14 protein-coding genes are annotated in these 20,360 nt (G+C 70.6%); 3 read left to right on the top strand and 11 right to left on the bottom strand.

Translation table 11 applies throughout. The features are described 5' to 3' along the window. Nucleotides 1-82: 82 nt before the first annotated feature. Nucleotides 83-559 (bottom strand): MarR family winged helix-turn-helix transcriptional regulator, encoded by a 477-nt coding sequence (locus tag LH044_RS16430; RefSeq protein ID WP_227756668.1) that lies wholly within the window; start codon nucleotides 557-559, stop codon nucleotides 83-85. Between the two features lie 46 nt (nucleotides 560-605). Continuing rightward, complete coding sequence (locus LH044_RS16425; RefSeq protein WP_227756667.1) at nucleotides 606-1,067, bottom strand: nuclear transport factor 2 family protein; 462 nt, start codon at nucleotides 1,065-1,067, stop codon at nucleotides 606-608. Nucleotides 1,068-1,258: 191 nt separating this feature from the next. Between LH044_RS16425 and LH044_RS16420 the strand changes: the two genes are divergently transcribed. Then, the gene (locus tag LH044_RS16420; protein ID WP_227756666.1) at nucleotides 1,259-2,686 is read left to right on the top strand and encodes an ABC transporter substrate-binding protein; all 1,428 of its coding nucleotides are present in this window, start codon (nucleotides 1,259-1,261) and stop codon (nucleotides 2,684-2,686) included. 54 nt (nucleotides 2,687-2,740) lie between these two features. Here the strand turns inward: LH044_RS16420 and LH044_RS16415 are convergent, their stop codons facing one another. The 6 genes from LH044_RS16415 to LH044_RS16390 all read right to left on the bottom strand — a co-directional run bounded on the left by LH044_RS16415 (nucleotide 2,741) and on the right by LH044_RS16390 (nucleotide 15,292). Beyond that, nucleotides 2,741-5,368 carry a family 78 glycoside hydrolase catalytic domain gene (locus LH044_RS16415; protein ID WP_508619042.1) on the bottom strand — a complete coding sequence of 876 codons (2,628 nt, stop codon included), beginning with the start codon at nucleotides 5,366-5,368 and terminating at the stop codon, nucleotides 2,741-2,743. Between the two features lie 32 nt (nucleotides 5,369-5,400). After that, nucleotides 5,401-6,705, bottom strand: coding sequence for an ABC transporter substrate-binding protein (locus LH044_RS16410; RefSeq protein WP_227756664.1), 1,305 nt, complete (start codon nucleotides 6,703-6,705; stop codon nucleotides 5,401-5,403). A 25-nt stretch (nucleotides 6,706-6,730) separates the two neighbouring features. After that, on the bottom strand, nucleotides 6,731-9,586 hold the full coding sequence (locus tag LH044_RS16405; RefSeq protein WP_227756663.1) for an ABC transporter permease subunit: 2,856 nt from the start codon (nucleotides 9,584-9,586) through the stop codon (nucleotides 6,731-6,733). After that, a complete protein-coding gene (locus tag LH044_RS16400; protein WP_227756662.1) occupies nucleotides 9,583-11,772 on the bottom strand; it encodes an ATP-binding protein in 2,190 nt (729 codons plus the stop codon). Before LH044_RS16400 ends, LH044_RS16405 begins: the two co-directional genes overlap by 4 nt. A gap of 185 nt (nucleotides 11,773-11,957) precedes the next feature. Further along, complete coding sequence (locus LH044_RS16395; RefSeq protein ID WP_227756661.1) at nucleotides 11,958-12,704, bottom strand: DeoR/GlpR family DNA-binding transcription regulator; 747 nt, start codon at nucleotides 12,702-12,704, stop codon at nucleotides 11,958-11,960. Then, nucleotides 12,701-15,292, bottom strand: a complete 2,592-nt coding sequence (locus LH044_RS16390; RefSeq protein WP_227756660.1) for a glycoside hydrolase family 78 protein — start codon at nucleotides 15,290-15,292, stop codon at nucleotides 12,701-12,703. Before LH044_RS16390 ends, LH044_RS16395 begins: the two co-directional genes overlap by 4 nt. Nucleotides 15,293-15,502: 210 nt before the next feature. On the opposite strand from LH044_RS16390, the gene LH044_RS16385 reads away from it, so the two are divergent. Continuing rightward, a complete protein-coding gene (locus tag LH044_RS16385; RefSeq protein WP_227756659.1) occupies nucleotides 15,503-16,498 on the top strand; it encodes a Gfo/Idh/MocA family protein in 996 nt (331 codons plus the stop codon). Here the strand turns inward: LH044_RS16385 and LH044_RS16380 are convergent. Genes LH044_RS16380 through LH044_RS16370 form a run of 3 tightly spaced genes read right to left on the bottom strand, consistent with a single transcriptional unit; the run spans nucleotide 16,474 to nucleotide 19,033 of the window. Then, nucleotides 16,474-17,346, bottom strand: coding sequence for a hypothetical protein (locus LH044_RS16380; protein WP_227756658.1), 873 nt, complete (start codon nucleotides 17,344-17,346; stop codon nucleotides 16,474-16,476). The genes LH044_RS16385 and LH044_RS16380 overlap by 25 nt on opposite strands. Next, nucleotides 17,343-18,197 carry an SDR family NAD(P)-dependent oxidoreductase gene (locus tag LH044_RS16375; RefSeq protein ID WP_227756657.1) on the bottom strand — a complete coding sequence of 285 codons (855 nt, stop codon included), beginning with the start codon at nucleotides 18,195-18,197 and terminating at the stop codon, nucleotides 17,343-17,345. The genes LH044_RS16380 and LH044_RS16375 overlap by 4 nt, the downstream gene beginning before the upstream one ends. Continuing rightward, on the bottom strand, nucleotides 18,194-19,033 hold the full coding sequence (locus tag LH044_RS16370; RefSeq protein WP_227756656.1) for an enoyl-CoA hydratase/isomerase family protein: 840 nt from the start codon (nucleotides 19,031-19,033) through the stop codon (nucleotides 18,194-18,196). Before LH044_RS16370 ends, LH044_RS16375 begins: the two co-directional genes overlap by 4 nt. 150 nt (nucleotides 19,034-19,183) lie before the next feature. On the opposite strand from LH044_RS16370, the gene LH044_RS16365 reads away from it, so the two are divergent. Continuing rightward, nucleotides 19,184-20,359, top strand: coding sequence for an acyl-CoA dehydrogenase family protein (locus tag LH044_RS16365; RefSeq protein ID WP_227756655.1), 1,176 nt, complete (start codon nucleotides 19,184-19,186; stop codon nucleotides 20,357-20,359). The last annotated feature ends 1 nt before the right edge of the window (nucleotide 20,360 follow it).

Below are 20,360 nucleotides of genomic sequence, written 5' to 3'. Positions count from 1 at the left end.
ACCGTGCGAGTGCAGACGGGCCGGGCGCGCCGACCACCGTACCAGATTGCTTGACCCAGTCAACTAGTTCGTGAGCGGCCCGTTACTCGTCAGCGGCGCGGATGTCCGTGCGCTGGAGGTCGGTGACCAGGCGGGCCAGGAGGTCGGCCACCCGACGGCGATCCGTCGCGGACCAGCCGGACAGGCTCTCGGTCAGGTGCCGGAGGCCGACGTCCCTGATCCGCGCCGCGACCCGTGCCCCCGAGTCCGTGGTGTCGACGAGCACCACGCGGCGATCCGCGGGCGACGACGAGCGGGTCACGAGGCCGGCGTCCTCGAGGAGGCGCAGTTGACGGCTGACCGCGCCGATGTCCATCTGACTCGCCGACGCAAGTGCGGCGACGGGCGCCTCGCCGGACCGGTGCAGGGCGCGGAGGAGCTGGACCCCCTGCTGGGAGAGCTCCACGCCGGCCGCACCGCTGATGTCGGAAGCGACCTGTCGGCTGGACATCAGCCGGCCCAGGCGCTGGAGCGCGACGAGAAGCTTCTCGTCGATGTCGTCGTCGCCGGTTCCCGCCATCCGGCCGCATCGTAGGAGACGGCGCCAGTGGCCCCGGCGTGCGCGATCAGCGCTGCTCGCGCAGGGGTGTCGAGGCCCGCGTGTCCAGCACGACGTCGAGTCGAGCGATCTTGAGCTCGCCGTCCTCACGGCGGACGGTGCCGGTCACGACACCGGACGGCAGCATCGCGGGCATCTCGTCGACGACGTGGTTCACGAGGATGTACGACGCGAAGGTCACCCCGTCGCCATCGGTGCCGGTCCGGTGGAAGTTCGACGAGTGGTGCCGCAGGGGCGCCGGGCTGTCGAGGCGGTGCTCGGTCTGCCACGCCACGATCGCGTCGCGCCCGCTGGCCTCGGCCGTCGCGAACTCGGCCCACGCGACCGTCGGATCGTCGACGCCGACGGTGAAGACCGCGTCGGACGTGAAGATCGCCTCGAAGGACTCGATGCGGCCCTCGTCGTAGAGGAACCACCAGCGTCCGACCAGTTCCTCTGCTTCAGCGAACGAGATGTCTGATGACGCCAACGTGTCCCCCTCTGCTCCGGGAGGGACCAGCCCCGCCCCTCGGGCGAGGCAGATGCGCCTCCCACCACCGTCACGGATGTAACGGTGTTACGGTGACCGATCGTAACACCGTTACATGCGGCGGGGGCCGCCAGATCTCGAGGGGGACTGCCGTGGCTGCTTCACGGACCACTGACCGGCGACGACGTGCGATGGTGTCCGTCCTCGCCGTCGCCGCAGCGCTGTCGATCGTGGCCGGGTGCGGCGCGTCCGGCGGGGACGACGCATCGGAGGACGAGTCACCGTCCACGACGGCGGCCGCTCAGGGATCGAAGGGTGCCGACGTCGACTCCCCCGACTTCGGATCGATCTCCGCGCCGTGCCACGCCGGCGAGTTCACGGTGGCGGACGGCGAGCAGCAGGCTGCCGCCGGCACGATCCAGATCGGGGTGCCGAACGATCGGGGCTCCACGTTGCGCCCTGGCCTGCAGAAGCCGATCTGGGATGCATCGGTGGCGTTCGCCGGCTGGTGCAACGACCAGGGTGGCATCGGCGGCCTCAAGATCGAGATCGTGGACATGGACGCCAAGCTCTTCGACGTCGAGGCCGCCATGCAGCAGGCCTGCGGCACTGCGTTCGCCATGGTCGGCGGCGGCATGGCCCAGGACAACCTGCAGTTCTCCGGCAAGGACGGATCCGACTTCCACCGCTGCGGCCTCATCGACATCCCGGCCTACGCGGTATCGACGGAGAAGTCCGAGAGCAACGGGCAGGTGCAGCCGATCCCCAACCCCGCCCACAACGCGTCGAACACGTGGTTCCAGGACTTCAAGAAGCTGTACCCGGACGACTCCAAGGCCTGGATCCCGGTGTGGGGCAATCTGCCGTCGCTCGAGATCGTGAAGGCGAAGCAGGTCGCGGTCGCCGAGGCGACGGGCTTCGAGCAGGTCGGCGACCTGAACTATCCGGTCGCCGGGACCACCGACTGGACGCCGCTGGCGCTCTCGATCAAGGAGAAGGGCGCCGAGAGCCTGTCGTGGACCGGAGAGTCCGCGGACGTGGCGAAGGTCCTCCAGGTGCTCAGGACCCAGGGTTGGGAGGGGCGCGCCCTGCTCGAGTCGAACCAGTACGACCCGATCTTCGTAGAAACGGCCGGCCCCGAGGCGGTCGAGGGCTCGGTGGTCCGCATGGCGGTCCACATGATGGAGGAGGCCGACAAGTGGCCGGCGATCCGCAAGTACCTCGATCTCGTCGAGAAGTACGTGCCCGACGGCGACACCGCACTGCTCGGCATCCAGTCGATGTCGGCGTGGCTGCTGTTCGCGACCTCGGCGAACACGTGCGCTGAGCAGAACGGCGGCACGCTCGACCGGACATGCATCCTGGAGGCCGCAGCGGCCAACGACGCATGGACCGGTGGGGGGCTCCACGCGAAGGAGGACCTCGCCGGCGGGCCCGAGATCACTGCGAGCCCGTGCAGCATGTTGATGGTCGTCAAGGACGGGAAATACGAGCGCCTCTATCCCGAGATCGACGGCACCGACGACGACGGCGACGGGTTCCACTGCCCGAGCGACGGCGTCACCGAGGTCACCGCGGACGTCGGTCAGGGCAAGGTCGACCCCGGTCGCAAGATCTGAACGGCGGCTACTCCGGTCGAGTCACCGCAGCCGCACGTGGATGTGCGGCTGCGGTCAGACCCGGCAGCGATGTTCGACGGCACCCGGCGGTTGGGTCGACAGCGTCCCGTCCGGCAGGACCACCGTGGCCTGCGAACCCGGCGGCACGGTCACCTCGAGGCGCATGACGCCGTCATCGAGCTCCCAGGCCGAGCGGATGCGCCCACGGGGCGAGTCCAGCTCGGCTTCTGCGCTCGTGAGACCTCCGCCGACGATCGGCTCGATCCGGAAGCGCCGGTAGGCGCGCGCCCCTTCGATCGGTCGGATCCCCGCCACGTACCGGTGCAGGAACGAGACCACCGCGCCCTTGCTGTAGTGGTTGAGCGAGCCGAGCCCTGACGCGTCGAGCCCCTCCCAGTTCTCCCAGATCGTGGTGGCGCCCCGGTCGATCATCGCGAGCCACGACGGGATGCTGTCCTGGAGGAGCAGCTCGAACGCCACGTCGGGGTAGCCGGCGTCGACGAGGACCGGCAGCAGCTGCGGGGTCGAGAGGAAGCCGGTGCCGAGGTGGGTGCCGGCTCGGCGGATCAGCTCGACGAGGCGGGCTGCGGTCCGGGCCCGGAGCTCGTCGGGCACGAGCCCGAAGGCGAGGGCTCGGACGTGGTTGGCCTGGGTGTCGGGGCGCAGTGTGCCGTCGGCGGCGATGAACTCCGCTCTCCACGCCTCGAGGGTCCGCTCTGCCAGCACGCCGTAGCGGTCGGCATCTGCGTCGTTGCCCAGCTCGGCGGCGATCTCGGCGAGAAGCGTGGCCGACCTGTGCAGGTAGGCGGTCGCGACGTCACCGACGTCGAGCTCCATCGTGAACAGCTTCGGGTCGTTGCCCCCCGGCTCGCACCACTCCCCCCAGTGGAAGCCGGTGTCCCACAGGTACTGCTCGTGCGGCGCAGGTTCCGGTCGGGCCTCGGAGCGGCTGCGGTGACGGCCGCCGGCAGCCCGGCCCGCAGCCCAGTCGACCCAACGGACCATCGAGCGGTACTGGTCGGCCAGCACCCGGCGGTCGTCGTAGGCCTGCCACATCAGGTGCGGGACGATGACCGCGGCGTCGCCCCATCCGGCGGAGCCGTTCATGAACCGGGCGGTCGGGTTCGTGAAGCCCTCCGGCGACATCGGCTCGGGAGCGAAGTTCGACACGCGGCCATCGGGCCACTGGCTGGCATCGAGGTCCCGGAGCCACTTCGCCGTGAAACCCGCGACGTCGTAGAGGAACGCAGCGGTGGGCGCGAAGACCTGCCAGTCGCCGGTCCAGGGCGCGCGTTCGCGCTGCGGGCAGTCGGTCGGGACGTCGCAGGCGTTGTCGCGGAAGCTCCAGAGCGCGGCCTCGTGGAGCCGGTTGAGGCGCTCGTCGCTGCAGCGGAACCAGCCGGTCCGACGCAGGTCGGTGTGGACGACGACACCGGCGATGTCGCCGCTGGTCAGCGGTCCGCGATGACCGTCGATGCGGACGAACTGGAAGCCGTGGGTCGTGTGCCGTGGCTCGAAGGTGTCGCCGGGGCGACCTGCGGAGACCACCTCGTCGACCTGACCGGTGTCGAGTGGCTCGCGGGTCATGAAGTCGAAGGCGGTGAGATGCGCCATGTCGACGTCGCCGTCCTCCCCCACGCGTTCGCCGTGCGTCAGCACGGTCCGCTGACCCGAAGGGCCGAGGTCTCGGAGACGGACCCACCCGTTGATGTTCTGGCCCATGTCGACCACCTGGCGATCGGAGGCCAGCCGGGTGACCGACACGGGCTCGATCTCCTCGATCCGCCGGACCGGCGGCGACGGCGACGTGGTGAGCTCGTCGAAGCCGAAGCCGCGGACGACCACCGGCGTCCAACGGCGACCGGTGACGGCCATCCCCGACGCGGTGCACCACGCGAGGTCAGCCAGACGGAGATCGACCCGTTCGCCGTCCATGAGATCGGCGGCGACGATCTCACCGGTCGCCGTCGTCCAGTCAGGCCCGGTTCCGAACCGGAGGTCTCGCCCGTCGGCGAGCACGACCTCGAGCTGTGCCAGCAGCGCGAGGTGCTCGCCGTAGCAGTTCGCCATCCGGCTGAAGCCGTTGCGCCCGCGATACCAGCCGTCGGAGACGACTGCGCCGACCACGTTCGTCCCACGATGGAGGTGCGACGCGATGTCGAAGGTCTGCACGTCGATGATCGAGCGGTACTGGGTCGAGCCCGGTGTGAGCTCGAGGTCGCCGACGCGCTCGCCGTTGATGAACAGCTCGTAGATGCCGTGGGCGGTCACGTACGCCCGGGCTCGGGCGACGTCCGAGCCCGCGTCGAGCTCGAAGGCGGCGCGGAACACGTGGGCCGGCCGGTCACCGGGCTCGCCGCCGTCGTCGGCCGGGGCGACCCAAGCCGCAGCGGTCCAGTCACCTGGGTCGAGCAGGCCGACCTCATAGATCGCGGGGTCCGACCACTCGCTCTCGCCGAGGTCGGTCCAGACCTTGACCTGCCACGGCACGATCTGACGGGATGCGGCAGCGGGAAGTGGGTTGGTCGCGAGGACGTGGGTCGGCGACTCGATGCGCTCGGTGGTGACGTCGCCGCTGCGGACCTGGAACGCGAGCTGCTCCCGGGCGGGGGCAGGGAGCGTCCAGGAGAGACGAGGACTGGGCACCCCGGTCCCGAGGACATCGGGACCGAGGTGCTCCACTCGCAGGTCCGCGGGGGGGACGGACCGTGCGGTCACGACGATGCTGGCTTCTCGTCGGTGATCATCCGGCCCGAGTCCGAGTCGTAGCGGGTGATGTAGAGCGGAAGTGCGCCGTCAGGGCGCTCGGCGCTGTAGTTCGAGCCCGGGATGCCGGGCAGGTCGAACGCTCCGAGCTCCTCGCCCGCGGTGCGGAACGTCGAGTTGTCGAGGTCCTTGCCGGCCTTCTCGGCGATGGCGGCGAACAGCAGCGTGTTCTGGCAGGCGGCGAGCGCCGACACGATGTAGTCGGGACTCCCCTCAGGCTTCGTGTTGGGGTCCTGCACCGTCTGGCCGGTCGAGGCCTCGACGAGCTCGAGGCAGTCCTGGAAGTGCTCCTCGGTGAACTGGCTCCGGGGGTTGTCGGTGATGGCGATCGCGTCCTCCAGCACGGATTTGTCGCTCGATCTGTCCGCTGCGACGGCTTGGATCCCGTCGGGGTTCAACGCGACGAGCCGCGGGGTGAAGCCGCTGCGTGCCAGGCCTCGAGACATGTTCACCGCGCCGTCGCCCAGCGTGACGATCGTGGTGACGCCCTCGGACTTGAACCGCTCGGCGATCGTCGTCGCCTGCGCCGCCGCCGCCTCGACGTCGCCGCCGGAGGCGTCGAACACCGCCGTGTCGACGACGTCGACGCCCGCCTCGTCGAGCGCGTCGGTGGCGAGCTCGACCGAGTTGGCGTCGACGGGGTTCGCGACGACGGCGACCTTGGCGTCGTCGAGCTCGCCTGCCTTCGCGAGCGCAGCGATGCCCTCCGTGGTGCGGGTGTCGTTGTCGGTCACGATCGCGAACCATGGAGCCTTCGCCCGGTCCCGGCGCTCGGTGCTCATGTTCCCGCCGACGATCGGGGTGTCGTGCTGCTCGACGTAGCAGAGGGCGGCGTCGCCATCGAAGTAGCCGATCGCGGCGAACACCTGCGCGTCCTCGGTGAGCTTGAGGCAGGCCTCATCGGCGCCGTTCGGGTTGAGCTGGCTGGGCGGCACCGGCGCGAAGGTGGGAACGAGCTTGCGGCCGTTGATCCCACCCTTCGCGTTGATGTCGTCGATCACCGCCGTGTACGCCTTGACGTAGTCGCCGTGGCGGATGTTCACGACGTTCTCCACCGCCGAGAGGTCCAGGTAGGCGACACCGAGCTGGATGGCGTCGTCGGTCACACCGGTGCTCCGCGTGTCGGGCTCGGTCGTGGTCGTCGCCTTCGCGGTCGTCGACGAGCCCTCGTCGTCCGATGACGACTTGCAGCCGGTCACGACGACCGCCAGCGCCAGCCCCGCGACCACCGCGTTGCGGATCGTGGTTCTCATGGTTGTCCTCCCTGGATGTCGAACTTCACGTGGTGAGACCGATCGGGGCGTCGCTCCGGACGGGCCCGCTCCGCTCGATCGACCGAGCATCGGTGCCGAGGTAGCTCGCGACCACGAGCGGATCGTTGCGGACCGCGTGAGGGGTGCCCTCGGCGATGACCCGGCCCGCTTCCATGCACACGATCCGGTCGCTGATGCCGGTGATGAGCGGCATGTCGTGCTCGATCACGAGCACGGACGCATCGAGTTCTCGACGGAGCTCGAGGATCAACGGACCGAACGCTTCGGTCTCCCGCTGGGCCACACCTGCCGTGGGCTCGTCGAGGCACATGACCCGGGCGTCCAGCGCGACAAGGCCGGCGAGCTCGACGATGCGCCTCGTGCCGGTCGACAGGTTGCCGACCTGGACCTCGGCGTAGCGGCCGAGCCCGAGCAGGTCGATGACGTCGGTGGCCTCGGCGCGACGGGCGCGCTCTCGCCGACGGGCGTGCGGCAGCAACAGGGCAGTGCTCGTCACACCGGTCCGCCCGCGGGATTCGAGGGCGACCTCGACGCACTGACGGACGGTGAGCTCGGGGAAGAGCACCGCCGCCTGGTGGGTCCGACCGAGACCGAGACGAGCACGCTGCCAGGCGCTGCTGCGGCTGACGTCCTGCCCGAGCACGGTGACGGTGCCGTCGGCGGAGACGACACCGCACACGACGTCCATGAGGGTGGACTTGCCGGCGCCGTTCGTGCCGATCAGCCCCAGCACCTCCCCGGGGTGCACCGCCAGGTCGACGCCATCGACTGCGAGCACGCCCCCGAAACGGACTCGCGCGCCGTGGACCTCCAGCACCGGCCGGGCCGGATCCCGTTCCGAACGCTCCGCACGTCGCGGCACGGCGACGTCGCGTCGCGCTGCGGCGGCCACGGGCTCGCGGCCCCGGGCCGCACGGTCGAGGATCGCGTCGCGGCCCCACCACACCACCTGCATGAGGCCGCCGGGCAGGTACAGCAGGACGATCAGCAGACCGAGGCTCGATGTGAGCAGCGGGACGAGGTCGTTGTCGGGGAAGAACGTGGGCAGGCCGACGATCCACAGCGCCCCGAGGACCGGACCGATGATCGATCCGAGGCCGCCGACGACGACCATCGCGACGAGGAGCAGGGACGTGGCCACCAACCACGTCTCATCGCGGATGTTGATCGACTGCGCCGCGCCTGCGAGCAGGGCCCCGCCGAGGCCGGCGAGCGCCCCCGAGAGCGCGAACGCCCGGAGCCGGACCGAGGGCGGCGACACGGTGTACCCGGCTGCCGCCACCGGGTTGTCCCTCGCGGCGACGACGGAGCGGCCGAATCCCGATCGGCGAAGCACGCCGAGACCACCGAGGACCACCGCGAGGATCGCCACCACGACCAGCAGGTAGGTGCGCTGGTCGCGCAGGTCCAGGCCCAGGAGGGTCCCGCGAGGGAACGAGACCGTGCCACCGGATCCGCCGGTGAGCACGTCCTGACGGAACAGGTACTGCTGGGCCGCAAGTGCGAAGACGAACGTGACCGGCGCGAGCAGCAGACCGCGAACCCGGATCGCGCCCCACCCGAGCAGGACGGCGAGCACCGACGTGACGCCTGCGGCGATGACGATCGAGAGGGCGAACGGCACTCCGTAGAGCTCGATCGCGAACGCCTCGAACGAGCCGACGCCGACGTGCAGCGACAGACCCCGCGTGAAGGCCGCTGCGACCAGCGCACCGATCCCTGCGAACGCCATCTGGCCGAGCGAGAGCTGACCGGCCCATCCGGTGAGGACCGTCAGGGAGCTGGCGACGATCGCGAACGAGGCGATCACGGCGTACAGCACCAGTCGCGACGGCTGGTCGACGACGAGGCACACGACCACTGCCGCAGCCAGCAGCGTGAGGGCGCCGATGCGGTCGAGGTTCCTCGCCCACCACAGCGTGCGCAGCTCGGGTGGTACCGGGCGAGCGCGCGGCGCGAACGACAGCGAGGCAGTGCCGGCCCGTGTCCCGCGCGCCTGGAGCGCGACTGCGATCAGGACGACGACGAGCAGCATCACGTCGGCGAGGCCGACCTCGGACGGGTAGTTGAAACCGAGGATCGCCTGGCCGAGGCCGATGGCGATGCCGGCGAGGAGCGCGATGCGGAACGAGGTCATCCGGGCGATCACCGCAGCGACCAGTGCCCGCGACAGCGTCGTGGGTCCGAGCGCAGCGATCGACGCGGCACCGCTCCCCTGCCCTGCGATGAGCACGATCGAGACGGTGCCGAGGAGACCGGCGATCGCCCACACGACCGTCGAGACCGTCTTGGGGTTCACTCCGGAGAGGCGGGCGAGGTCCGGGTTCACCGCCGCGGCACGCACGGCCTTGCCGATCGCCGTGCGCTCGAGGAACCACCCGAGACCCAGGGCGACGAGCGGGACGACGACGATGATCGTGAGCTGGGCCCCGGTGATCCGCAGACCGGCGACGTCCTCCCACACCGAGGTGAGCGCTGCCGGGAAGCGGGCGCTGGTGTCGTCCACGTCGGGCAACGCGGCTGCGACGGCCTGGGAGAGCGCGGCGACGCCGACCGTGGCGACCACCACGATGACCCTCGGAGCGTTGAACAGTCGCCGGATGACCGTGAGCTCGACGACGACGGAGAACAGCGTGCCGGCGCCCAGCGAGACAGGGAGGGCGATCCAGAACGGGACGTCCCACTGGACGACCAGCAGCGCGAGCAGCGACGCGCCCACGAGACCGATGTTGCTGACCGCGAAGTTGATGACGCGGCTCGACCGGTACACCAGGACGAGCGCCATGGCGAGCAACCCGAAGACGAGTCCGTCGACGAGGCCGTTCAGCAGCAACTGGCGCGTGAGGATCGCTGCGGTCATCCGCCCTCCTCGGTGCCGAGGAACACGGCTCGAGCGAGGTCGCCCCGTTCGAGGAGCTCCGCCGCCGGCCCGTCGAAGCGGACCTCGCCCTTCTCCATGAAGACCGCCCGGTCCGCGATCGCAAGGGCGACGTTGAGGGACTGCTCGACGACGATGATCGTCATGCCCTCGTCGCGCAGTCGTTCGACGATGCCGAGCAGGTCCTGGACCACCGCCGGGGCGAGGCCGAGCGACAGCTCGTCGATGATCAGCACCTCGGGCCGGTGCATCAGCACGCGGGCGAGCGCCAGCATCTGCTGTTGGCCGCCCGACAGGGACCCCGCGGTCTGGCGGCGGCGGGACCCGAGATCGGGGAACCGGTCGAGCACCTCGTCGATGCGGCGTCGGAGCTCGTCGGCGTCGTGCCGGAGCCGGAACCCTCCGACCTCCAGGTTCTCCTGGACGGACAGCTCGTCGAAGATCCCCTTGCCGCCCGGGAGCAGCTCGATGCCGAGGGCGGCCCGCTGCTCCGGCGACGTGTACGTGACGGTGCGGCCGTTCAGGCGGACGACGCCGCGCGACGGCGTTCCGAGGCCGGCGATCACGCGCAGCAGCGTGGACTTGCCGGCGCCGTTGGTGCCCAGCAGTGCGAGCACCTCGCCGCGGCGCACCTCCAGGGAGACGTCGAACAGGATCTGCACGTTTCCGTACGAGAAGTCGAGGTCGTGCACCTGGATCGCCGGCGGCTCCCCGGTCGCCCGACGCTCCGCCTCGGCGAGCTCCTCGCGGAGCTCGGCCACCACGAGCGACAGGTCGTTGCGGATCGAACCCGCGCTGCGGAGCAGCAGGATCCCGCCGATCGTCGTGGACGGGATGATCACCACGTAGATCGCAGCGCGAGGCCCGGCCGACTCCGACACCAGGGCCGACAGCAGTGCTCCGCCGGCCGCCCCGATGAAGAACACGTAGACCGCGGCGAGCGCAGCACCGAGCCCGCGGATCCGGTAGGGCACGACCGACTGGAGCACGGGTCCGACCATCGTGAACGCACCGGAGAGCAGCACCGCCGACGGCACCGCCCACAGGGCCCACAGCCACGGGTTGGGCATGGCGTACTGGATGGCCGTGAGCACCCCGACCGGGATGATGAGCCACGCGACCATGGCCACCGCGCGGCCCGGATCACGCCGGTAGAGCGTGTCGTAGTGCCGGCCGAGCAGGGGAAGGGCGATCAGCACACCGATGCCGCTGACCGTGCCCACGAGCCCTCGTTGGCCGGCGTCGAGGCCGTACTCCTTCTCGAGCACGAGGTTCCCGAGGACGGGCAGCGTGAAGATGCCGAAGCCCATGGCGGCGAAGGCGACGATCGCACTGCGGATCGTGCGGATCTGCATGATGCGTGAGAACGCCGCTTCGACCGAGATCGGCGCCGGATCGGACTCCTCGAGCGCAGAGCCGAGGACGTCGAGCTTCTCGAACTGCCCCCGAGGGGGTTCGGGAAGCCTGAAGGCGACGATGCCCACGATCAGGACGGGGATGCCCAGGATGATGAACGCCCAGCGCCACCCTGCGACGCCGCCGGCCCAGATGGCGATGCCACCGACCAGCAGCGGGCTGATGGTGCCGACCACCCGTCCAGCGGTCGCGATCGAGGCGCCGACGCGCCCTCGGGTGGCGATCGGGTACGTGTCGGCGAGCAGCGAGGTGTGGACCGGCAGGTTGGCCGACTTGGAGACGCCGACGCCGACGCGGGCGAGGAACAGACCGAACGCGTTGACCGCGAGCCCCGAACAGCACACCATCGCCGCGAACAGCACCGACGCGCCGCCGATCACCGGGCCTCGACGGACCCGGTCGGCGAGGTAGCCCATCGGCAGGCTGCCGAGCACCAGGAACGCCCCCGCGGTCGCGCTGATGAACACGATCGCTCCCGTGCTGATGCCGAACGTCTGCTGGATGTCGGGTGCGAGCACGCTCAATGCAGCGCTCTCGAGCTCGTCGAACGCGGCGATCAGGAGGAGGACGACGAAGACGAACCACCCACCTCGGCGAAGTCCTTCGCGCAGTGGGAGTGCCTGGTCACCGACACCGGGGAGGAGGTCGTCCGCGAAGAGGACCTCGGCAGCCGGGGAGGGCTCTCGCTCGTCCTCCAGGACCAGGATCGCGTCCGCGAGGTCGCTGGCCGAGCGGGACGGTGCGTCGGTCACGACGCCGGTCCCCGCGTGTGCTGTCCCATCCCGGTCCCCCCGGTCGCGGCTCGCTCCGCAGATGTTCATCCACCGGCCAGGCCGATGTAACGATGCTATGACCGTTTCTGTGCGATCGCACGATACCGCACATCCTTGACCCGGTCAACGTTCTCGGCGGCGGTCGACCACCACCACGGGACGGTTCAGAGCAGGGTCCACCGCTCCCGGTAGGGATCGAGCGCACGATCGGCCGGGTCGAGCTCGGTCACGAGCATCGCGACCCGTTCGGGCCCGAGGCCCGCGGCCGGAGCGCGCTGGCCGAGCTTGGAGGAGTCGACGGCGAGCACCACCTCGGCGGCGACGTCCGCCATCGCCAGCTTGATCTCCGCCTCGTCGAGGGTCGCCTCCGAAGAACCGCGGTGGGGGTCCACTGCCGCGGCGGAGACGAACAGTCGGCGCAGGAGCACGTCGTGGGTGGCCCTGACGGCGAGTGGACCGACGAGGCTTCCGGTCCGAGCGTCGGAGCGGCCGCCGGTGAGCAGCGCCGTCACGCCGGCGACGCCCTGCATTGCGGCGAACGAGTCGAGCCCGTTGGTGAGGACCGTGAGGTCGCCGGCGTTCTGCAGACGGGGGATGAGGCGCTGCATCGTCGTCGACGCATCGATGCCGATCGCGCCGCCTTCCCCCACCAGCTCCACCAGCTTCGCAGCGATGCGCTCCTTCGCTCGTCCGTGCTGGTGGAGCCGCTTGGCGAACGGCTGCGGCCCGACGGCGATCGCGCCGCCGTGGACACGTTGCAGCAGGCCGTCCTCTGCCATGTCGTCGAGATCACGGCGGATCGTCATCTCGCTGACGCCCATGTCGCTCGCCAGTTCGACGACGCGCACGCGGCCGGCTCGGTCGAGCTCCTCGCGGATGCGCTGCGCCCGGTCGACTGCCCCGATGCTCATCGCTGGGCCTCCACGGCACGGCTCGGATCCTGCACGTCCCAATGATGGCGTCCGGCGCCGACGTCGAACGACGTCGTGGATCCCGGGAGCTCCACGCGCGCCGTCGTGTTCGGCGGGACGACGGCCGACACCCGGATGTGGCCGCCGTTGCGCTCCCAGCCGACCTCTGCGCGTCCATAGGGGGTGTCGTGCTGTGCAGCGGCGCGGTCCAGCCCGGGCCCCGGGAGCGGCCGGACCCGGAGCCGCCGGTAGCCCGGCTGGTCCGGTGCGAGCCCGGCGACCGAGCGGTGCAGCCAGTCGGCGACCGCACCGAATGCGTAGTGGTTGAACGAGGTCATGGCGGCAGGGTGGAGCGAGCCGTCGGCTCGGATCGCGTCCCACCGCTCCCACACCGTCGTCGCCCCTCGTCCCACGGTTCCGAGCCACGAAGGGGCCTCGGTCTGGAGGATCAGCGAGTAGGCGTCGGCGACGTGGCCGGTGTCGCAGAGGGCGTCGCAGACGAGGGGGGTGCCGACGAAGCCCGTGCCGATGCGGTGACCGGCGCTGCGGACGAGCTCGGCGAGTCGGGTCCCCGCGACGGTCCGAAGGTCGTCGGGCAACAGGTCCCATGCGATGGCGATCGCGTACGCGGTCTGTGCGTCGGACGTCAGGAGGCCGTCGGCGGTGAGGTAGCTCCTCACGAACGACGAGCGAGCGCGTTCGTGGAGCTGTGCATACCGTTCGGCGTCGCCGTCGCGCCCGAGCAGGGCAGCGATGCGCCGCATCAGGTCGAGGGTGCGGCACAGCGCGGCGTTGCCGACGAGGTGCTTGTCCGTGGCGCCGGCGGAGGGGTCGTCACCAGGAGCCGTGGGGTCGAGCCAGTCGCCGAACTGGAAGACCCACTCGAGGTGCAGATCTCCGTCGTCGCCACCGGCCCAGCCGACGATGAGGTCGGCCCAACGGCTCATGCTGTCGTACTGGTCCTCGAGGACGCCGGCGTCACCGAACCGGTCGTAGATCGTCCAGGGCACGGTGACCGCCGCGTCGCCCCAGACCGAGCACCCGATCCACTGGTCGAGCACGTTCGGGACGACCCACGGGACTCCGATGTCGTCACGCTGCTCAAGGGCGAGGTCCGTCAGCCAGGACCGGAGCATGCCGGCGCAGTCGAAGAGGAAGCAGGCCGTCGGAACGAACACCGCGATGTCGCCCGTCCAGCCGAGTCGTTCGTCGCGCTGCGGACAATCGGTGGGCACCGACAGGAAGTTGCCCCGCATGCCCCACACGACGTTCTCGTGGAACCGCTCCAGAAGGGGGTCGTCGCAGCTGAACCACCCCGTGCGGGTCATGTCGGAGTGGCAGACCTCGGCCCGGAGGTCGCCCGGATCGAACCGGCCCGGCCACCCGTCCACGGTGGCGTACCGGAAGCCGTGGAACGTGAACCGAGGTTCCCATCGCTCGGGGCCTCCCCCGCGGAGCGTGTAGCGATCGGTTGCCTCGGCACTGCGCAGCGACGCCGCGTTGGGCACACCGGACTCGAGCACCTCGACGTGGCGGAGCTCGATCGTCGTGCCGCGAGGACCGTCGACGTCGAGGCGCAGCCGGCCGACGAGGTTCTGTCCGAAGTCGACGAGCAGACGGGAGCCGTCGGAGGGACCGGAGTCCAGCACCTCCGCGACCTCGACCTCCTCGGTCCGTCGCACCGGCGGGCCGAGACGTGGCACCAGCACCACGTCGTGCTCGATCACGTCCACGTCGAACCACCCGGTGTCGTCGAACTCGGGCCTGCTCCAGCCAGCGGGCTCGGCCCTGGCATCGTGGTCCTCGCCGTCGTAGATGCTCGCCCGGGTCGTCGCGCCGTGGATCCACCGCCACCTCGCGTCGGTGCGGCACACCGTCGACGCGCCGCCGTCGTCGGTCACGACGTCGAGCTGGGCGATGGCTGCGATCCGATCGCCGTAGTGCGCCGGGTGCGCGGCGGCGTCGGCTCCGAGGCGCCCGCGGAACCAGCCGTCCGCCAGGCGGATGCCGAGCGTGTTGCGACCGCGGCGCAGGAGGTCGGTCACGTCGAACGTCTCGGCCACGACGCGGCTCCGGTAGCTGGTCCATCCGGGATCGAGGACGTGATCACCGACGACGGACCCGTTGAGCTCCGCCTCGAACACGCCGAGCGAGCTGATGTGGAGCCGGGCCCCATCCCCTGCGATCGGGGTGTCGAAGTCGCAGCGGAGCAGCGCCGTCTGCTCCATCGACACCGCGGGAGAGACCCACTCGGCGCGCCAGTCGGCCGGTGTCAGCAACGCCGCTTCGACCTCGAGCGGGGCCGACCAACCCGAGTGCGATCCATCGGTTCCCGTCACGCGCACCCGGACCGTCGCACGCTGACGGGACCGCAGTGGTGCACCTGGCCAGTCGACGAGCACGCAACCGGGGCCGATCCGGCTGGAGACCGCACCGTCGATCTCGATGTCGGCGGCGGCCTGTCGCCAGCCGTCGATGTAGGTGTCGGTCCGCCACGTGAGACGAGGCCTGCTGGTGCCGATCCCGAAGGGGTCGCGGTGCTCGATGCGCACGTCGAGGACGCGCACCTCGTAGGTTGCGTCCGTCACCGGTGACGACACGATCGGACCCCCTGTCCGCTGCTGGCGTCGGTGCACGCCCACGTGCGCTAGCGTGCGATCGCCCACTATCGCACATACGCCCGGTGGGCGCCGTGTGCGGGCGGATCGGGGCGTGCTGGTGACCGACGAACGACGGAAGAGCGAGCCCGTTGGCCCGACCGACGACGTCGCTCGACCCGGCCGGGTCGAGGATCCGCGATGAGCGGGCCGGCACGGCTCCGATGGGGTCTGGCGGGCCCCGGCGGGATCGCAGAGCGGTTCGCAGCGGCGCTCGCGGCGTGCGACGGAGGCCAACTGACGGTCGTCGCGTCGCGAGACCTCCGACGCGCCCGCAGCTTCGCAGATGCGCACGGTGCGCCGATCGCCGTCGGCAGCCACCTCGAGCTCGTCGGCCATCCCGAGGTCGACGTCGTCTACGTCGCCCTCCCCAACTCGCACCACGCAGCGCTCACCGTCGAGTGCCTGGACGCCGGCCACCACGTCGTGTGCGAGAAGCCGATGGCGACCGATGCTACGCAGGTCAGGGCGATGACCGATGCCGCGGAGCGCAACGGGCGCTTCCTCATGGAAGGGCTCTGGAGCCGCTTCCTCCCGGCGTACCGTCGCATCAGCGACGAGCTCGCACTCGGACGCATCGGCAGGCCCGTGCTCGTCGAGGGCAGCGTCGGCTTCCGAGCACCCTTCGACTCGTCGCACCGGTGGTTCGACCCGGCTCTCGGCGGCGGAGCGCTCCTCGACCTCGGCATCTACCCCCTCCAGCTCGCCGAGCTCGCGCTCGGTCCGATCGAGTCGGTCCACGCAGCCGGCGTCGTCGGCTCGACGGGCGTCGACGAGGTCACCACCGTCCTCACCCGCCACGCCGGAGGCGGCGCGGGCGTATCCATCTCCTCGCTCCGCATCGACCTCGACTGGAACGCGGTGATCCGGGGCGAGCGCGGCCGGATCGAGCTCGCAGCACCACTGCACGACCCACCGCGGGTGCGGTTCATCGATGCAGCCGGGACCGAGGTGGTCGACGGCACGTACGACGGCGACGGCCTGCGCTTCGAGATCGACGAGGTCCACCGGTGCATCTCGCGGGGAGCGACGGAGTCGCCCACCGTGCGCTGGAGCGACAGCATCGCGCTCGCCGAGGCGATGGACGAGGTCCGGCGCCAGCTCGGTGTGCGCTATCCGTCTGACCGCGCCGACTGATCACGCTCCGCCTTCCAGCGGAGCTCTCGAGCCGAGACGACCTTGCCGCGCTCGCCGGTCGCGTGGAAGTGCACCGGACCCCCGCCGAGCGCCAGCTGCACCGAGCGTTCGAGCGGTGTCGGCTCGTCGGCCGCGACGTCCATCGGACGCCGGAGCATCACCGACGTGTTGGAGATGCAGCGCAGCGAACCAGGAACCCTCGCAGCGGCGTTGACCGACGCGGTGTGGAGCACGAAGGGGTGGCACAGCACGATGTCGCCCTGCGCTCCCGTCAGCGCCTCGAACCGGTCGCACCTGCGGAGGATGTCCGGAACGGACGCGAGGACCTCGGCGGGCTCGAGACCTTCGGGATGTGCGACCAGGAGGTCCGCGACAGCCCGGATGGAGTCGACCGCGAGGTAGGTCGGACCCTGGCGTTCGACGACGTCGCGCCAGAACACGATGACGAGCAGCGCCTGCTCGGGGCTGTCGAGGAAGTGGCGGAACCAGTCGCCGTCCTTGTGCCAGCCGGCGGACGGTGCATCCCACCGGTCGGGCGGCCACCACGCGCCGGGATCGGCCGGGAAGTTCACGATCAGGTTGTCCTGGATGCCGGCGAAGGCGATCCGACGGCCGCCGCCGCAGAGCTCGTCGATGACGGCGGCCGCAGCGGGAGCCACGTCCGCCACCGACCAGTTCTCCTCGACGGGCAGGTGCTCGGTGCCCGTGGGCCACGTGGTCGGATCGTCCTCCCGCACGCCGAGGCGACCGATCGCCCTGAGCGTGACGTCCTCGCAGAAAGCCGCATCCAAGGCGGCGGGGATGCGGATGCAGCCCTCGTCCAACAGCCGCTCGGCGAGACCGGTCACGGTTCCGCGCCGACCAGCGGGGAACCGTCGAGCGACCGCACCGGCAGGCCCGTCTCGTCGAGGACGTCATGGCTCGTGGTCGTGCGCCCGGTCATCTCCGGACCGCAGCAGCAGAGCGCCACCACCGCCTCGACCATGTGCTCCAGGGACTCGATCTTGTCGTCGGCGATGCGGCCACCGACCAGTGCCTCGGCGCCTTCGCTCATCACCGCGGCTCGGGGCGAGATCGCGTTGACCCGGATCCCGCTCCCGTGGAGCTCGGCTGCGAGACCGTTGCTGATCCGGTCGAGTGCCGCCTTGGACGCGCCGTACACCGCGGTCGTCGTGCCGGTGACGCCCTGATCGAACGGAGGTCCCGCCATCGGGCGCGCCGTGCCGCTCGAGATGTTCACGATCCACGCCGCGCCGAGCTCGGCCATCGAGGGGATGGCGGCCTGGGAGAGATCGAGCGGCGCATGGACGTTGACCTCGAACATCAGCCGTCGACGCTTGAGCGACAGCGTCGCCACCGGCTCGTAGAGGGCGGCAGCCGCGTTGTTCACCAGGATCTCGACCGGTCCGCCGAGCGCAGCGGATGCCTCCGGCACCACACGGGCGCGGTCGTCGGGGTCGGTCAGGTCCGCCACGACCGTCACGACGGTCCCACCACCCTCGGCGATCCGCTCGGCGGTGTCCCGGAGGCTGCCGGCGAGCTTGCCGCCCGGTTCGGCGGTGCGGGCGACCAGCGCGACCGCAGCGCCCTCGGCGGCGAGCCGTTGCGCGATGCCGGCGCCGATGCCACGACTCGATCCGGTCACGATCGCGCGCCGACCCTCGAAGCGCCGCGGTCGGTCGACGTCGACGTCGGTCATCGAGCCCACACGCCGCTCGGCCGGACCTTGGACCAGTCCGGAGGGCGCTTCTCCATGAAGGCCGTCGCGGCCTCGGCCATCTCGCCGCCGGTGGAGGCCAGGATCTGCGTGCGGTTCTCGAGGTGGACGGCCTGCTCGATCGACACCGCGTCGAGGTTCGACCACATCACCTCCTTCGTCATGACGACGCCGAACGGGCTGTAGGTGCAGATGAGCTCGGCGAGCTCGAGGGCGTGGGCGACGGGATCGTCCGCGAGCGCCGACACGATGCCCATGTCGAGCGCCTCCTCCGCCTGCACCGTCCGTGCGGTGAGGAGCAGGTCGAACGCCCGGGACGAGCCGACGGCGCGGGGCAGCGTGTAGCTGATCCCGATGTCGCAACCGCCGATCCCGAGCTTGATGAACTGCGCACAGAACCGTGCACCGGGAGCGGCGACGCGCAGGTCGCACGCCAGGCTCAGCGCGAAGCCGCCGCCGTAGGCGACCCCGTTCACCGCAGCGATCACCGGTTGCTGGAGACGCCGCAGCTTGATCGGGAGCTCGGCGATCCGCTCCTGGGACAGCATCCCCGCCCGAGGACCGGTGGTGCCCGCCGACGTGGACGATCCCTCGACGCTGCTCAGGTCGAGGCCCGAGCAGAAGCCCCGGCCCGACCCGGTGAGGATGACGACGCGGCAGGCGTTGTCGGCCTGGATCTCGTCGAGCGCGTCGTGGATCGCGTCGACCATGCGGAACGACAGCGCGTTCAGGCGGTCCGGGTTGTTCAGGGTGATGATGGCCACCGCGGGCGTCGGACGCTCCAGGATCACCAGGCCCTGGTCCTGCACTTCGGTCATGGGTCCCCCGATCGTCGAACGCTCCCACCTTGCCGTCACTACTTGACAGAGTCAAGGAATGTCGCGATGGTCAAGGCGGCGTCCGCAGGGGGTTCGACGGGCTCGGCCACCGCTGCCCGACGCCCGGCACACCGCGCCGGAGGACGACCCATGCACATCGCCTACGACGAACGCGAGACCGCGCTGCGCGACGAGCTGCGCGCGTACTACGCCGAGCTGCTCGACCCGGCGACGCGCGCCGAGCTCGCCCTCAGTCGCGGCGTCGGCCCGGTGGTGCGTCGCGTCGTCCGCCAGATGGGCGCCGACGGATGGCTCGGGATCGGCTGGCCCGTCGAGTACGGCGGCCAAGGCCGCGGCGCCGTCGACCAGTTCATCTTCTTCGACGAGTCCATGCGCTGCGGGGCCCCCGTGCCGATGATCATGGTCAACTCCGTCGCCCCCACGCTCATGGAACACGGCACCGACGAGCAGAAGGCGGAGTTCCTGCCGCGGATCGCCGCCGGCGAGATCAACATCTGCGTCGGCTACTCCGAGCCCGGAGCCGGATCGGACCTCGCGTCGCTCACCACCAAGGCGGTGCGCGACGGCGACGACTACGTCATCTCGGGCCAGAAGATGTGGACGAGCCTCGCCAGCGACGCCGACTACTGCTGGCTCGCTGTACGGACCGGCGAGGAGGGGTCGCGGCACAAGGGCATCTCGATCATGCTGGTCCCGATGGACTCGCCCGGGATCGAGGCGCAGCCCCTCGACCTCATCGTCGACCACGACCTCTGCACCGTCCACTACGACGAGGTACGCGTGCCCGCCACTGCGCTCGTGGGCGTGGAGAACAAGGGCTGGCGGATCATCACCAGTCAGCTGAACCACGAGCGAGTCACCCTGTGCAGTCCCGGCATGGCCGAGCACACGCTGCACGAGGTGACCGAGTGGGCGCGGCGGAGCCGACTCCCGGACGGCCGGCGCGTCATCGACCAGGAGTGGGTGCAGCTCGACCTCGCTCGGGCAGAGGCCGGCTTCGAGTACCTGAAGCTCCTGAACTGGAAGATCGCCTGGGCGGCGTCCCACGACGACCTCCCCGTCGCGGACGCGAGCTCGATCAAGGTGTTCGGCACCCAGCACTACCTCGAGACCTTCCGCCTGCTGATGGGCATCCTGGGCGAGCGGGCGTACCTCGTCGATGGCACGCCGGGAGCGATCGAAGGGTCGCGGCTCGAGGACCTGTACCGAAGCCTCGTCGCCCTCACGTTCGCCGGCGGCGCCAACGAGCTGCAGCGAGACCTCATCGCGACGTTCGGCGCCGGCATGCCGATGGCCACGCGCTGAC

The sequence above is a fragment of the Dermatobacter hominis genome (assembly GCF_020715685.1).
In the GTDB taxonomy this organism is placed as follows: Bacteria; Actinomycetota; Acidimicrobiia; order Acidimicrobiales; family Microtrichaceae; genus Dermatobacter; species Dermatobacter hominis.
Note: the sequence above shows the minus strand (reverse complement) of the source record. Positions and strands in the feature narration are given on the sequence as shown.

What these genes read in the sequence shown, in the direction of transcription:
- LH044_RS16430 (WP_227756668.1), bottom strand. Translation starts at nt 559, where the DNA reads ATGGCGGGAACCGGCGACGACGACATCGACGAGAAGCTTCTCGTCGCG.
- LH044_RS16420 (WP_227756666.1), top strand. Translation starts at nt 1,259, where the DNA reads ATGGTGTCCGTCCTCGCCGTCGCCGCAGCGCTGTCGATCGTGGCCGGG.
- LH044_RS16410 (WP_227756664.1), bottom strand. Translation starts at nt 6,705, where the DNA reads ATGAGAACCACGATCCGCAACGCGGTGGTCGCGGGGCTGGCGCTGGCG.
- LH044_RS16405 (WP_227756663.1), bottom strand. Translation starts at nt 9,586, where the DNA reads ATGACCGCAGCGATCCTCACGCGCCAGTTGCTGCTGAACGGCCTCGTC.
- LH044_RS16395 (WP_227756661.1), bottom strand. Translation starts at nt 12,704, where the DNA reads ATGAGCATCGGGGCAGTCGACCGGGCGCAGCGCATCCGCGAGGAGCTC.
- LH044_RS16385 (WP_227756659.1), top strand. Translation starts at nt 15,503, where the DNA reads ATGAGCGGGCCGGCACGGCTCCGATGGGGTCTGGCGGGCCCCGGCGGG.
- LH044_RS16375 (WP_227756657.1), bottom strand. Translation starts at nt 18,197, where the DNA reads ATGACCGACGTCGACGTCGACCGACCGCGGCGCTTCGAGGGTCGGCGC.
- LH044_RS16370 (WP_227756656.1), bottom strand. Translation starts at nt 19,033, where the DNA reads ATGACCGAAGTGCAGGACCAGGGCCTGGTGATCCTGGAGCGTCCGACG.
- LH044_RS16365 (WP_227756655.1), top strand. Translation starts at nt 19,184, where the DNA reads ATGCACATCGCCTACGACGAACGCGAGACCGCGCTGCGCGACGAGCTG.